Here is a 14,541-nt window from a genome sequence, read left to right as displayed (position 1 = left end):
TTAACAATTCGAATTTTGAAATAACGATAAATCAAGTGTTAAACCGGTGGAAGTTCACTTTAACCTAGTGACTTCTATTATCGTAAATCCAAAGAGATACAAAAGCTCTTTGGTTGTGATCTAACGTTAGTAAGTGCTTCGGCATGAAACTACTTTGGGTTATATGGTCAAGTGACCAAGCGTGCACGGTGGATGCCTTGGCAGTCAGAGGCGATGAAGGACGTGGTAATCTGCGAAAAGGTTCGGGGAGTCGATAAACAGACTTTGATCCGAACATGTCCGAATGGGGAAACCCACCCGCTTGCGGGTATCGTATGGTGAATACATAGCCATACGAGGCGAACGAGGGGAACTGAAACATCTAAGTACCCTTAGGAAAAGAAATCAACCGAGATTCCCTAAGTAGCGGCGAGCGAAAGGGGATTAGCCCTTAAGTTATTTTGGTGTTAGTAGAAGGCTCTGGAAAGAGCCGCCGTAGAGGGTGATAGCCCCGTATACGAAAATGCCATTATAGTGAAAACGAGTAGGACGGGACACGTGATATCCTGTCTGAATATGGGGGGACCATCCTCCAAGGCTAAATACTCCTGACTGACCGATAGTGAACCAGTACCGTGAGGGAAAGGCGAAAAGAACCCCTGTGAGGGGAGTGAAATAGATCCTGAAACCGTGTACGTACAAGCAGTGGGAGCGGACTTAGTTCCGTGACTGCGTACCTTTTGTATAATGGGTCAACGACTTATTTTCAGTAGCAAGGTTAAGCATGTAGTGGAGCCGTAGGGAAACCGAGTCTTAATAGGGCGTTTAGTTGCTGGGAATAGACCCGAAACCGGGCGATCTATCCATGAGCAGGTTGAAGGTTGAGTAACATCAACTGGAGGACCGAACCCACATCCGTTGAAAAGGCTGGGGATGACTTGTGGATAGGAGTGAAAGGCTAATCAAGCTCGGAGATAGCTGGTTCTCCTCGAAAGCTATTTAGGTAGCGCCTCGTATCTCACCATTGGGGGTAGAGCACTGTTTGGGCTAGGGGGTCATCCCGACTTACCAACCCCATGCAAACTCCGAATACCAATGAGTGCAATTACGGGAGACACACGGCGGGTGCTAACGTCCGTCGTGGAAAGGGAAACAACCCAGACCGTCAGCTAAGGTCCCAAAGTTACAGTTAAGTGGGAAACGATGTGGGAAGGCTTAGACAGCTAGGAGGTTGGCTTAGAAGCAGCCATCCTTTAAAGAAAGCGTAATAGCTCACTAGTCGAGTCGGCCTGCGCGGAAGATATAACGGGGCTCAAACTGTACACCGAAGCTACGGATGCTTAATTTATTAGGCATGGTAGAGGAGCGTTCTGTAAGCCGTTGAAGGTCAAGCTGTAAGGCAGGCTGGAGGTATCAGAAGTGCGAATGTTGACATGAGTAACGATAAGGGGAGTGAAAAACTCCCCCGCCGGAAGACCAAGGTTTCCTGTCCCATGTTAATCAGGGCAGGGTGAGTCGGCCCCTAAGGCGAGGCAGAAATGCGTAGTCGATGGAAAACAGGTTAATATTCCTGTACCGATGTATATTGCGATGGAGAGACGGAGAAGGCTAGGCCAGCACAGCGATGGTTGTCTGTGTTTAAGGCGGTAGGTTAGGTGCTTAGGCAAATCCGGGCACCTCCCTTTAGTGGGAAGATCGAGAACTGATGACGAGCCCTCTTTTGGGCGAAGTGGTTGATGCCATGCTTCCAGGAAAAACTTCTAAGCTTCAGATATACATTGACCGTACCCCAAACCGACACAGGTGGTCAGGTAGAGAATACCAAGGCGCTTGAGAGAACTCGGGTGAAGGAACTAGGCAAAATGGTACCGTAACTTCGGGAGAAGGTACGCCGGCCGGTGTGAAGGACTTGCTCCGTAAGCACTAGTCGGTCGAAGATACCAGGTGGCTGCGACTGTTTATTAAAAACACAGCACTCTGCAAACACGAAAGTGGACGTATAGGGTGTGACGCCTGCCCGGTGCTTGAAGGTTAATTGATGGGGTTAGCGCAAGCGAAGCTCTTGATCGAAGCCCAAGTAAACGGCGGCCGTAACTATAACGGTCCTAAGGTAGCGAAATTCCTTGTCGGGTAAGTTCCGACCTGCACGAATGGCGTAACGATGGCCACACTGTCTCCACCCGAGACTCAGTGAAATTGAAATCGCAGTGAAGATGCTGTGTATCCGCGGCTAGACGGAAAGACCCCGTGAACCTTTACTATAGCTTCACAGTGAACTTTGAACCTATTTGTGTAGGATAGGTGGGAGGCTTTGAAGATAGGACGCTAGTTCTATTGGAGCCAATCTTGAAATACCACCCTGGTATGTTTGAGGTTCTAACTCAGGTCCATTATCTGGATCGAGGACACTGTGTGGTGGGTAGTTTGACTGGGGCGGTCTCCTCCCAAAGAGTAACGGAGGAGCACGAAGGTGTGCTCAGCATGGTCGGAAATCATGCGTAGAGTGTAAAGGCAAAAGCACGCTTAACTGCGAGACAGACACGTCGAGCAGGTACGAAAGTAGGTCTTAGTGATCCGGTGGTTCTGTATGGAAGGGCCATCGCTCAACGGATAAAAGGTACTCCGGGGATAACAGGCTGATACCGCCCAAGAGTTCACATCGACGGCGGTGTTTGGCACCTCGATGTCGGCTCATCACATCCTGGGGCTGAAGCCGGTCCCAAGGGTATGGCTGTTCGCCATTTAAAGTGGTACGCGAGCTGGGTTTAGAACGTCGTGAGACAGTTCGGTCCCTATCTGCCGTGGACGTTTGAGATTTGAGAGGAGCTGCTCCTAGTACGAGAGGACCGGAGTGGACGAACCTCTGGTGTTCCGGTTGTCACGCCAGTGGCATTGCCGGGTAGCTACGTTCGGACGGGATAACCGCTGAAAGCATCTAAGCGGGAAGCCTCCCTCAAGATAAGATCTCACTGGGACATAAGTCCCCTAAAGAGCCGTTCGAGACTAGGACGTTGATAGGTTGGGTGTGTAAGTGCTGTGAGGCATTGAGCTAACCAATACTAATTGCTCGTGAGGCTTGACCATATAACACCAAAGTGGTTTTAAAGAATAATACTTTAAAAACACAGACACAGATTACGATACACATCAGCAATGATGAACATCGGTTTAACCTTGATTATTGTTATTTCAAAAAAGAATTGTTAAAGATCCAAGCATGTCTTCGCGTGTTTTGGTGGGAAGAAACAGAGGATAGACATTATCATCTAAAGACACCACCGGAACGAACGCAGCAGAATTGCTTGACGATCATAGAGGCGTTGAACCACCTGATCCCATCCCGAACTCAGAAGTGAAAAGCGCCATCGCCGATGGTAGTGTGGGAGATCCCATGTGAGAGTAGGTCGTCGTCAAGCTTAAATTAAGAGAGCCCTGATAGCTAACGCTGTCAGGGCTTTTTTTTGGCTGAAATAAATGGCTAAGAAAAGTGATCAGGGAAGTGTCTGAGTGAAAGCTTCCTCGTGGTTAAGCTATTTTTGATATCACTCACCGTATTGATTTTTTTTCGCTGTATTTAGCAGAGGTTCTTTTGGCTTTTTATCTACTTGGTCTATCTATTTTATTAGTCTTTACTCCTTTTAAACCCTTATTTATGAAGGTGCCGTTGTGGTGCCTAACTTGCTTAGCTGCTGTGATTAGTGGATATATAGAAGACATTCTTAGTATTCAAAGCATTATGTGATCGTTGTTTATTCTGGGTTACTGTTTGGTTCATTAACCTTGCGTTTGGTTTGGCTTCGCAGAGTTTCTGTTTGTCTGTTTGGCGCCGTTTCTTTGGCCTTGGCCATGCATTTATTACCCGGTTTTTATAATTATGCTGTGGTTTTAAAACAGACGATTAGTGTAGATACGATACCGTTTAGTTTGTATGCTAATTTCGATAAGGGTTTGGTGGGCTTGTTTGTACTAGTGTACTTTTTTAGAGGGCAAGCTAGTGCAGATTATTTTCAGGTTTTACAGAAACCTATAACGGTGTTGCTAATATTTTTCCTTACTCCGTGTTTGGCTTTGGGTTTAGCCATGCTTTTAGGGTTAATTCAGATTGATGTTAAGGTACCTGTTTTTTGGTTGTATTTTTTAGGTATTAATTTGTTTTTTACCTGTGTAGCTGAAGAAGCTTTTTTTTGCGGTTTTCTCCAGCAAGAGTTATCAAAAATTTTACATGGTGAGTCTTATCTATTTATTGTACCTCTTATTCCTGCCTTACTTTTTGGTATCGCTCATATCGGCGGAGGTCTCGAATATGCCTTTATTGCTAGTGCTGCTGGGCTTGGTTATGGAATTATATTCCATATAACCAAGCGAATCGAGTGGCCTATCTTATGTCACTTTGTATTGAATTCTTTACACTTTTTTTTATTCACCTATCCAATGCTGGGTTAACAGTTATTTAGTAGTTTTTTCTCTTAGCCATAAAAAACGGCCCATGTAAGGACCGTTTGTTGTCTTTTAAAGTGCTAGTCTTCTATTTGAGCATTGTCGACAATCTGATTATCACCGATATCTTGAGGTAATATCAGGTTCAGCATAATAGCCACGATGCCGCATAAGCTGATGCCTTGCAGGCTGAATTCGCCAATACCAAACGCCATACCACCAATACCAAAGACTAGCGTGACGCCGACGATGATTAGGTTGCGTGACTTGTGAAGGTCCACTTGATTTTTGATCAAAGTATTCAATCCAACCGCGGCAATCGAGCCAAATAATAGAATCATAATACCGCCCATGACGGGCAGTGGAATAGTTTGCAGAGCCGCTCCCAATTTACCTACCCATGCAAGAACGATAGCTGCAACGGCAGCCCATGTCATTATCACTGGATTAAAAGCTTTAGTTAGCATGACTGCGCCAGTCACTTCGCTATAGGTTGTGTTGGGTGGTGCGCCAACCATAGCGGCGGCCATAGTGGCGATACCGTCGCCAGCAATAGTACGATGCAGGCCGGGTTTCTTCAGATAATTCTTTCCTGTTACATTAGAAATAGAAAGAATGTCGCCTACATGTTCTACAGCAGGCGCAATGGCAACAGGCAACATAAACAAAATGGCATTGATGTTAAATTCTGGTGCTGTGAAGTTGGGGACGGCAAACCAAGCGGCATTGTGTATGGGGTCGAAACTGACGATGCCAAAAAACAAGCTCAAGAGGTAGCCAACAGCAATGCCTCCGAACACGGGCAACAGCTTAAACAGCCCTTTCGCGAATACGCTGATAAATACTGTGGTCAGTAAAGACGCAATGGCAATCCAAATTGACACGTTACCGTCAACAAGCTGTAATGATCCATCGCCACTTTTACCTAAAGCCATGTTGACGGCAACCGGCGCTAGGCCAAGTCCAATCACCATGATGATTGGTCCAATAACAACGGGCGGTAATAGCTTATGAATAAAGCCAGCGCCTCTTAAACGAATAACACCACCCAGCAATACGTATACCAGTCCTGCAGCCATTAAACCGCCCATGGTAGAGGGAATTCCCCATGTTTGAACGCCGTACATTATTGGCGCAATAAAAGCGAAAGATGACGCAAGAAAAATAGGTACGGTTCGACGGGTGGTTAACTGAAATAATAGCGTTCCGATACCGGCCCCAAAAAGTGCGACACTTGGGTCAAGTCCAGTGAGCAAAGGGACGAGTACTAAGGCGCCAAATGCGACAAAGAGCATTTGGACACCTAAGACGGCATTTTTCATGGTTAAATTCCTTACAGTGGTTTTTGGATGCAAGGATTTTATAGGCAAGTCGATAAGAGTACTAGAATGGTGTAGCGTTACTGACTTATTATTGTTTAAACTTCATGTTTGACTCTAAATCTTGATTATAAAAGTTTAAGTGTTAATAACTTGGGTGCTTATCCACTGATTAACATACTCTAAGTAAGGGTGGCATATGATGGGCATTTTGAGATTCAAAATGCGTATGATCCAGAGTCATGTTATACCAGACCGTAAGGTTTTCTGTTGAATTATCCACGTTAATGTATTTAATATTTACTCTATCTGAACACTTAGTCTCGTCGTAATTGGCTAGTATAGACATCAGTTTTTAATTGATAGAGCCAGATTATGTTTCCTCATTTTTTTTCAGAATCCACGACGGGGTCGAAGGTTTCACATAAAACCCTGAAAGCGAATGTGCCGAGTTGTTTGCGTTTAGCCAGTCGTTCACTCTTGACTGTCGGTGTCTTGTTTAGTGTTGCGGCCTGTGCGACATCCACACCTGTTCAACCAAAGGAAGGTGAAGCGTTTAGTTATGCGTGGTTAAAAGGGCATGCACGACAACTGGCGACCGAGCCTTATCAAAGTCATCAAGGTGAGTTGCCCGCTAGTCTAAAAAGTTTAGATTGGGACGATTATCAGCAGCTCCACTTTAATAAAGAAGCGGCATTATGGAGAGGTGAAAAATCAGAGTTTCGCGCTGAGCTTTTCCATCTCGGATTAGGCTTTGATACGCCCATTCACATGAATACGCTGGAGAACGGCAAGTCGACACCGATCCCATATTCCGCTGCTTCGTTTGATTACGGAAAGTCCAAAATAGATGGCAAGCAATTGCCGAAAGATCTTGTTTTTGCAGGGTTTAGAATGCAGTTTGCTACGGATTGGCAGCGCGATATTGTGGCTTTTTTAGGGGCAAGTTACTTTCGTGCAGTCGGCAGCGAAATGCAATATGGTCTTTCTGCTCGAGGCTTGGCCGTCGACACGGCGCTTCCGAAGCCGGAGGAATTTCCTACGTTCACTCACTTTTGGTTGGAAAAGCCGACACCAGGTTCTGATATTGTTACTGTGTATGCCTTGATGGATTCTCCCAGTGTGTCTGGAGCGTATCGTTTTGATATGCAGCCGGGTGAACCGTTTAAGATGAAAGTGGATTCTGCTATTTATCCTAGAAAAGCAATTGAGCGTTTGGGCGTCGCGCCGATGACCAGTATGTTTATGATCGGTGAAAATGACCGCAGAACGAATTACGACTGGCGTGCCGAGATTCATGACTCTGATGGTTTGGCTATGCATACTGGCAATGGTGAATGGATTTGGCGCCCATTAGGTAACCCGAAAAATCTACAATTTAATGCCTATAGTGATGAGAATCCAAAAGGGTTTGGTTTGTTGCAGCGTGATCGACATTTTGATCATTACCAAGACGATGGCGTCTTCTATGAGAAACGACCCAGCTTGTGGATTGAACCGATTGGAGATTGGGGGAAAGGCTCTGTTCAACTTGTCGAAATTCCGACGTTAGATGAAACCTTTGACAACATCGTTGCGTTCTGGAACCCAGCGAAGCCGATTGAAGCCGGCCAAGAGTTGCTCTACAGCTATAACATGTATTGGGGAAGTCAGCCTCCGGTTCAATCAAACCGTGCTCGTGTCGTGGATACCTTTACCGGCATTGGCGGAGTGATTGGTAAGAAGCGTCACTATTACAGCAAGCGGTTTGTGGTGGATTTCGCTGGCGGTTCGTTGGCGATGCTCGGCAAGGAGACGAAGGTTAAAGCCGTGATTACCTCTTCGGAAGGCAGAGTAGAAATCGAATCGGCTCGACCGCTGCATTCTATCAATGGTTATCGTGCCATGTTTGACTTAGTGCCACCGACAGACGAATCCAAGCCGATTAATTTGCGGGTGTATTTGGAAGCGAATGGGCAGCCTTTAACGGAAACGTGGCAGTACCAATGGACACCGCCAGATCCGCAAGATCGAGCGCTTCATAATGCGGGGCATTTGAAGTAGTCGCGGGTGTATTACGGTTGCTTTTATCGAGAAACGCCCGATGATTTCATCGGGCGTTTCTGTTTTGGCGTTATAATAGACGCTAAAGCCGTTTAAGCGTGACGACTGTTGAGCAGTGCTCGATAGGCGTGTCCGCTGTGCTTAATGGTTCTTTTTTGAGTCGCATAATCCACATAGGTTAAGCCAAAGCGTTTGCTGTAGCCTTCTGCCCATTCAAAGTTATCCATCAAGCTCCATGCAAAATACCCACGAATATCCACTCCAGATTCAATGGCCTGATTCACGGCATTCAAGTGTCCATTTAAGTATCGAATGCGTTGCTCGTCGTTAATCTCACTATCGATGATTTCGTCCGCGCACGCGGCACCATTCTCAGTAATATAAAGTGGTGGCAAGTCGTATTGTTTGTGAAGATTGACGAGTAGCTCGGTGAAAGCATGCGGGGCAATTTCCCAGCCTATGTCGGTGTATTCAACCGTATCGAAATTTTTTACATCCTTGAATAGAGCATCAGCATCGTAGGCATTGTGGTTGCAGGTGTAGAAATTCAAGCCTAAGAAATCGATCGGCTGAGCGATGATGTCCATGTCGCCAGGTAAAATCGTTGGTAAGTATTGTGGCGCAACGGTGTTGAGTAGTTGAGGATATTGCCCTTTCATTAATGGCTCAATAAAAAATTGGTTATCGAGCGTTTCTCGCATTAAGCAGGCGAATTGGTCTTCGGATTTTTCGCTGGCCGCGTACGAGCGGTTCATATTGAGTACGATGCCTACTTGAGACGCCGGCGCGTTTTTCCGAATAACCGGCAACGCCAAACCGTGCGCCAGTAAAATATGGTGTGCGGCTTGTCGGCCGTATTCTGGTTTACTTAAACCGGGCGCGTGTATGCCTAATTCATAGCCAAGAATTGCTGCACAAAAGGGCTCGTTAAAAGTGGCCCAGCTGTCGACCCATTCGGCCAATTCTTTGGTCACTAAATCCGCGTAGTGTTTAAATTGATAGGCGGTTTCTCTGTTCAGCCAGCCTCCTTTATCTTCTAAGTGTTGTGGTAAATCCCAATGATAGAGCGTGACAAATACGGTCAGTCCTTCTGCTTTCAGTTTCTTTAATAGATTTCGATAAAAATCCAGGCCAGCTTGATTTGCTTCGCCTTTCTCGTCCATGACTCGAGGCCAAGCAATGGACAAGCGATAGGCGTCTACACCGAGGTCTTTAATTAGCTGGATATCTTTTTCCCATCGATGATAATGATCGCAAGCAATGTCGCCATTGTCAGCGCCTTTTACCTTCCTCGGCGTGGCGCAGAATGTGTCCCAGATAGAAGGTAGGCGATTGTCCGTTGTTGTCGCGCCTTCTATTTGGAAAGAGGCGGTTGCCACACCGAAAATAAAATCGGACGTCAGCATTTTCGAATTTGATGGTAAGGTGATTGACATGATGACCTCAGTTTTTTTATGTATTATCAACGAAAAGGTAAGTAATACGATTAAAGGTACTGGAGGAGGTTGAAAAGGGTCAATAAAGACGCGACTGTTTTAGTGATTTAAGATTGCTTAAGTGCTTTTTAAGGACGATTAAGCGATTTTTTTAACGAAATCGTAGTACATGGGGGTAAGGTTTCGCCCTTGAGCCATATAAGCTCGAAAGCGACTTGCTAGTTCTTCTGGTAACATTTCAACACAGATGGTCGTAAAATGATTAGCAGAGTAAAAAGGTACAAGATGAGTAAAGGCGAAGCAATAACTCGGCATTGCGTTTAATGCAGGATGAATACTGTTTATTAAGTGGCTACCTAAACCTGTCTTTCTATGGGATGGCTCGGTCACCATAGCAGTGAGTAATTGAACACCAGAGTATTGTTTAAGCCTAACTGCACAAAGAATTTTACCATTGTGTCGCATAACCCAAATAGGGTCGGCTTTATTGGGTTTACCGCTGGGATAATGCTCTTGGTAAAACTTCTTTACCAAAGGGAACCAGAGAGAAGGAACCTGTTCGGCGTGAGGGTAAAATGTGTTCATCTTTGAATATAGGCAGCGATTTGATGTTCGATGGTAGCATAGTCTGCCATGAAGAGAGCGCTAGTGAGATTAAATCATTTTAACGAGAGGGGTTACTATGCGGCAAAAAATAGCGTTGTGGTGCTTGTGCTTTTTGGCATTGCCAGCGTTTTCAGCAGAAAAGTCAACGCAATTTGTTTTTGAGTCAGAAGAGCCTTTTTCTCATTATCTAGTACGAGCAAAAGAATACTTAACCGCCAATAAACGATGGATTAATGCTGACGATAAAGCGAGAGAGCTCGCCGCCGTCATGCCTTTCGAGTTATTGCCGGATCCTGCGTTGTGTGAAGGCAGCAATGACATCGGTATATTGTTATCTCATGGGCTATCTGACTCTCCCTTTTCTATGCGTGATCCAGCTTATGCTTTGCAGAAGGCTTGTTATCATGTCCGCGTTGTTTTATTGCCCGGCCACGGCACGAAAGCAGACGACCTATTAAGCGTATCTCGTGATGACTGGCGTATGACTTTTCGAAATGCCGCCGATCAGTTTCGCAAAGAAGTAGACGTATTGTATGTAGGTGGTTTTTCTACTGGCGGCGCGTTGGCGGCAGAGTATGCTTGGGAGCATGAGAGCAGTGTTGCAGGGACTGTACTGTTTTCTCCGGTTTTCAAAGTAAATAGCAGTATTGATTGGCTTTCTCCCTGGTTGGCTTTGGTTAAAGATTGGCTTGATCACTATCCAAGTGACGATTTTGCAAAGTACGCATCGATTCCTTTACCGGCGATTGCGGAAGTGTATAAGTTATCCAAAGAGGTTCGTCATTTAGTCTTAGAAAACCCGAAACGTTTACCTGTGTTTATTACCTTATCGGAAGATGATCAAACGGTCGATTCGTCTGTGACAGAAAAAGTGTTTAAAAAAGGAATGATTGGCTCAAAGAGTCAAATGGTGATGTACAGCAAAGGGCAAATGAGCGCCAACACTGATCGTATAAAAATTTTTAATGCGAATTGGCCTGAGTTGAACATTTTAGGGCTGTCGCATATGGCGGTTCATGGTAATCCAGAGAATACTTACTATGGTGCGATGGGAGAATACAGAATATGTGGTTGGTATTTATCCGATGAGCTTTTATATGACGAGTGTCGTACTGATAAAGTAAACTGGTTTGGCGAGAGCTCCGACGATTTATTCGTTAAGAGCCCTCATGCGGCTCGAGTGTCTTGGAATCCTAATTTCAATGTACTGATGGAAGAAGTTGCTTTTTTTATAAAAGCCAACGCAAATAATAGATAAGGAGGTCTACGTCATGACTAAAAAAGTGGTTCTCGACCTTTCACCTGTTGAGTTAGCACCATTACAAATAGAGCAATATCATCAGAATGGTTATTTGGTTTTAGAGTCTATTATTCCTGAATCTGTCTGCGATGCTTTAAAGGCTCGAATGTCGGAACTGACGGAGTCGTTCGAACCAGATTCAGTGCGTTCTATTTTTACCACCAATGAGCAGTCACGGCACACAGACCGTTATTTTATCGAGTCAGCAGATAAGGTGTCTTTCTTTTTTGAGGAAGAGGCGTTTGATGAAGCTGGTATATTGAAGCAACCGCTAGCGCGGTCTATCAACAAAGTTGGGCACGGTCTTCATTCTCAAGATACCGTGTTTAAAGCTTTTTCATTATCTCCTGTTTGGGGGGCATTGCTAAAGCAGCTGGGTTTGGTTGAGCCTCGCGCGGTACAATCGATGTATATTTTTAAGCAGCCAGGAATTGGAGGCGAGGTAAATTGCCATCAAGACAGCACTTTTCTTTATACAAAGCCAATGAGTGTGATAGGTCTTTGGTTCGCAATCGAAGACGCGACGCTGGAAAATGGATGTCTTTGGGGAATACCAAAAGGGCATAGGCACGGATTGTTAAAGCGTTTTGAGCGTGTTAAAGCCGATTCTATCGATACTAGGATGGTTGTATTAAAAGAGCATGTATGGAATCAAGATGAGCTGGTGGCGATACCTGTGCCTAAAGGTTCTTTGGTTATTCTTGATGGGGAGTTTCCTCATTTAAGTTATGCAAATCGCTCAGGAAAATCTCGTCACGCTTATGCAATGCACGCTATTGATAATATGTGTGAGTACCCTGAATCGAATTGGCTTCAAGCGCGGGCGGGTTGTTCATTTTTACCTTTTGAGCTGACTGAGCAAGAAAAAATTGAAATTGGAGAGCGTTGATGCAAGCTGTTTTAGCCCTGCTAAGTGATAATGAATTTCACTCAGGTGAAGCCTTGGGAGCCGCATTGGGAGTCACTCGTGCTGCCGTCTGGAAAAAGCTCAAAAAATTAGAGTCGATAGGCGTGACGGTTCATTCTGTAAAGGGACGTGGGTATCGCTTGCCGTCGCCGCTAGAGCTGCTGTCAGAGGATGCACTGCGCGAAAACGGTGTTCCGGATGACGTTGGTATAAGGCTGGCGTTTGAAACACAGTCAACGAACGGTGATGCCAAGCAATACATAGCGCAAGGGCAGTCGTTGCCTGTGTTATTTTCTGTTGAACGTCAAACGCATGGGAAAGGTCGACGTGGGCGACAATGGGAGTCTGGAGTCGCAAAAAATATCACCTTTTCGTTTGCATGGCGTTTTGATAACGGACCAAGTGTTATCGAAGGGCTAAGTCTTGCGGCAGGGGTTGCTGTGGCGCGAGTGTTGAAAAAAATCGGCATACCAAATCCGGGATTAAAGTGGCCAAATGATGTACAAGTTGATGGTCAAAAGATCTGTGGTATTTTATTGGAAATGGTCGCCGATCAAGATGTGTGTCATGTGATTATTGGTATCGGGCTTAATGTCGAAATGGATAGTGCCTTTATGACGCATATTGATCAGCCGTGGACGGATCTTGTTTCTAGGTTGAAATCGCGCCCTAGCCGAAACTTTATATTGGCTGAACTTACTAAAGAGCTGGTGGCGGTATGTAAGCTGTTTGAAGATGGTCATGGCATGAAGCATTTTCAGCACCAGTGGCAAGCCTATGATGTTCTATTTAATCAAGCCGTAACGGTAAGTTCTGTTTCTCAGCAGCGCCAAGGCGTGGCGAAAGGGATAGATCAAAAAGGGGCGTTGCTTTTAGAAGAGAGTGGTGAAGTGGTGGCGTTGCATGGAGGAGAAATTAGTGTCCGTCGTGGCTAGAGTTCTGGTCGTTGATGCCGGCAATACAAGCATTAAATTTACCGCATTTGAAAATGAGCAAATCTTATGGGTTCAGCGTGATGACAGTTGTCCTGTAGATACTGGTTTTACTCCCGATCGGATTTATTTTGCCAGTGTTCGGTCGAAAGAGCAGAGTGCATTGTTGCACGCTGATATCCAAGCTGAATTTCCAGACAGCGTCTGGTTTACATTAACCAGTCAGGGCGAGGCTTGTGGTGTTATTAATGCTTACGTTGAACCAAAGCGATTAGGTGTTGATCGTTGGCTTGGTGTTATCGCTGCCCATCATAGGGCCAAAGGTGATGTGGTGGTGGTGGATGCAGGAACCGCGATTAAAGTCGATGTTGTTGGGAAAGACGGCGTTCATCTAGGTGGTTACATTACGCCGGGGTTGAGCATGATGGAAAATGTTTTGCTCTCAAAGACTGCAAGGATTCGTTATGGTGCTTGTGAGGTCGTAGCTGGAAAAGGGTTACCGGACTCGACTGCAAGGGCGGTAACAGAAGGCTGCCACGAAATGGTGCTTGGTTTTTTAGAGCGAATTCATCGCCGTTACCCTGATTTCAAGTGGGTTGTGACAGGAGGCGATTCGCAAGTACTGTTGAATTTGTTGGGTATTTCAATGGAATATCAGCCCAACCTAGTGGCTTTGGGTGCAAAGCTGGTGGGCGATGAACAAGTAAGAGGTAATAAATGAAGTGGCTGTTTCTGTTTGTGGTGTTGCTTAATGCCGCGTTTTTGAGTTGGCATAGTTTTGTTCAGGATAAACCTGAGAAGATCAAAGAATCTATCTATGGTCCACCTGTGAGTGAAAAAATACACTTATTGACAGAATCCCTAGTAGTTACAGAGCAGGACTATAATACAGGGGTGGTGACTAGTGAGAGTATTGAGGATGCACTGAGTGAGGTAATTGATGAGGCGACAGTGGATCAGCCTGAGCTATTTTGCCCGCGCTTAGAAACAGAGCGCCAAGAAGACATAAAACAAATTTCCCAGGTGTTAAAGGACTTTGGTTGGTCTTATCAGGAGCGTGAAGTTACGGGTAAAAGAGCTAAGTTCTGGTTGTATATTGCGGCACCTGAAACGCCTGCAATAGCGGAGCGAATAGTTAAAGAGCTGGCGTCTAAGTCCATTGACAGTTTTGTTATTAACCGAGCTGAAATGAAAAACCGAATCTCACTGGGCTTGTATTCTTCAAAAGAGCGCGCCGAGCAAGCGAAACTACGTATCCAAAATTTGTCTGGGTATCGCGTTGATGTGTATGAACATATGCGAAATGTACCGCTTCGCCAGGTCGATATAGAGGAGCCCATTGACGAAAAAGACTGGGAGCAGTTCGTCTCTCGCTTCGACCTCACCAAGATGATGATAAAATTAGAAAAAAATCCCTGCTAGTGCTTGCAATTAAGAACTCGATAAATATAATGGCTCCCACCTTTTGGGGTGTTGCGTTGTGTGCTGAGTACGTGGAGGGGTTCCCGAGTGGCCAAAGGGAGCAGATTGTAAATCTGCCACGAAAGTTTCGGTGGTTCGAATCCACCTCCCTCCACCAATT

At 45.5% G+C, this 14,541-nt stretch carries 10 protein-coding genes, 1 tRNA gene and 2 rRNA genes; 10 read left to right on the top strand and 3 right to left on the bottom strand.

Annotated elements, in window-relative coordinates; genetic code table 11:
* Window positions 1-165: 165 nt before the first annotated feature.
* The 3 genes from M3I01_RS16635 to M3I01_RS16625 all read left to right on the top strand — a co-directional run bounded on the left by M3I01_RS16635 (window position 166) and on the right by M3I01_RS16625 (window position 4,422).
* Window positions 166-3,063 (top strand): 23S ribosomal RNA (locus tag M3I01_RS16635).
* Window positions 3,064-3,280: 217 nt separating this feature from the next.
* Window positions 3,281-3,395 (top strand): 5S ribosomal RNA (gene rrf / locus M3I01_RS16630).
* A 430-nt stretch (window positions 3,396-3,825) separates the two neighbouring features.
* The gene (locus tag M3I01_RS16625; RefSeq protein WP_275565201.1) at window positions 3,826-4,422 is read left to right on the top strand and encodes a CPBP family intramembrane glutamic endopeptidase; all 597 of its coding nucleotides are present in this window, start codon (window positions 3,826-3,828) and stop codon (window positions 4,420-4,422) included.
* Between the two features lie 74 nt (window positions 4,423-4,496).
* On the opposite strand, the gene M3I01_RS16620 is transcribed toward M3I01_RS16625, so the two are convergent.
* Window positions 4,497-5,738 carry a uracil-xanthine permease family protein gene (locus M3I01_RS16620; RefSeq protein ID WP_255897037.1) on the bottom strand — a complete coding sequence of 414 codons (1,242 nt, stop codon included), beginning with the start codon at window positions 5,736-5,738 and terminating at the stop codon, window positions 4,497-4,499.
* Window positions 5,739-6,110: 372 nt separating this feature from the next.
* Between M3I01_RS16620 and M3I01_RS16615 the strand changes: the two genes are divergently transcribed.
* Complete coding sequence (locus tag M3I01_RS16615; RefSeq protein WP_275565200.1) at window positions 6,111-7,778, top strand: glucan biosynthesis protein; 1,668 nt, start codon at window positions 6,111-6,113, stop codon at window positions 7,776-7,778.
* Between the two features lie 92 nt (window positions 7,779-7,870).
* Here M3I01_RS16615 and M3I01_RS16610 read toward each other — a convergent pair whose 3' ends face one another.
* Together M3I01_RS16610 and M3I01_RS16605 are read right to left on the bottom strand one after the other, a co-directional pair.
* Window positions 7,871-9,214, bottom strand: a complete 1,344-nt coding sequence (locus M3I01_RS16610) for a GH1 family beta-glucosidase (protein ID WP_275565199.1) — start codon at window positions 9,212-9,214, stop codon at window positions 7,871-7,873.
* Window positions 9,215-9,352: 138 nt separating this feature from the next.
* On the bottom strand, window positions 9,353-9,799 hold the full coding sequence (locus M3I01_RS16605; protein ID WP_275565198.1) for a GNAT family N-acetyltransferase: 447 nt from the start codon (window positions 9,797-9,799) through the stop codon (window positions 9,353-9,355).
* A gap of 97 nt (window positions 9,800-9,896) precedes the next feature.
* On the opposite strand from M3I01_RS16605, the gene M3I01_RS16600 reads away from it, so the two are divergent.
* From M3I01_RS16600 to M3I01_RS16575, 6 genes are all read left to right on the top strand, one after another.
* Window positions 9,897-11,078 carry an alpha/beta hydrolase gene (locus M3I01_RS16600; RefSeq protein ID WP_255897031.1) on the top strand — a complete coding sequence of 394 codons (1,182 nt, stop codon included), beginning with the start codon at window positions 9,897-9,899 and terminating at the stop codon, window positions 11,076-11,078.
* Window positions 11,079-11,091: 13 nt separating this feature from the next.
* The gene (locus M3I01_RS16595; RefSeq protein WP_255897030.1) at window positions 11,092-12,009 is read left to right on the top strand and encodes a phytanoyl-CoA dioxygenase family protein; all 918 of its coding nucleotides are present in this window, start codon (window positions 11,092-11,094) and stop codon (window positions 12,007-12,009) included.
* Window positions 12,009-12,962 (top strand): biotin--[acetyl-CoA-carboxylase] ligase, encoded by a 954-nt coding sequence (locus M3I01_RS16590; protein WP_255897028.1) that lies wholly within the window; start codon window positions 12,009-12,011, stop codon window positions 12,960-12,962. The genes M3I01_RS16595 and M3I01_RS16590 overlap by 1 nt, the downstream gene beginning before the upstream one ends.
* On the top strand, window positions 12,931-13,680 hold the full coding sequence (locus M3I01_RS16585) for a type III pantothenate kinase (RefSeq protein WP_255897025.1): 750 nt from the start codon (window positions 12,931-12,933) through the stop codon (window positions 13,678-13,680). Before M3I01_RS16590 ends, M3I01_RS16585 begins: the two co-directional genes overlap by 32 nt.
* The gene (locus tag M3I01_RS16580; protein WP_255897024.1) at window positions 13,677-14,381 is read left to right on the top strand and encodes an SPOR domain-containing protein; all 705 of its coding nucleotides are present in this window, start codon (window positions 13,677-13,679) and stop codon (window positions 14,379-14,381) included. Before M3I01_RS16585 ends, M3I01_RS16580 begins: the two co-directional genes overlap by 4 nt.
* Window positions 14,382-14,454: 73 nt before the next feature.
* Window positions 14,455-14,538 (top strand) — tRNA-Tyr (locus tag M3I01_RS16575).
* Window positions 14,539-14,541 lie beyond the last annotated feature (3 nt).

It is taken from the genome of Marinomonas maritima, assembly GCF_024435075.2.
GTDB lineage: Bacteria > Pseudomonadota > Gammaproteobacteria > Pseudomonadales > Marinomonadaceae > Marinomonas > Marinomonas maritima.
This window is presented reverse-complemented; position numbering and strand designations above follow the sequence as displayed.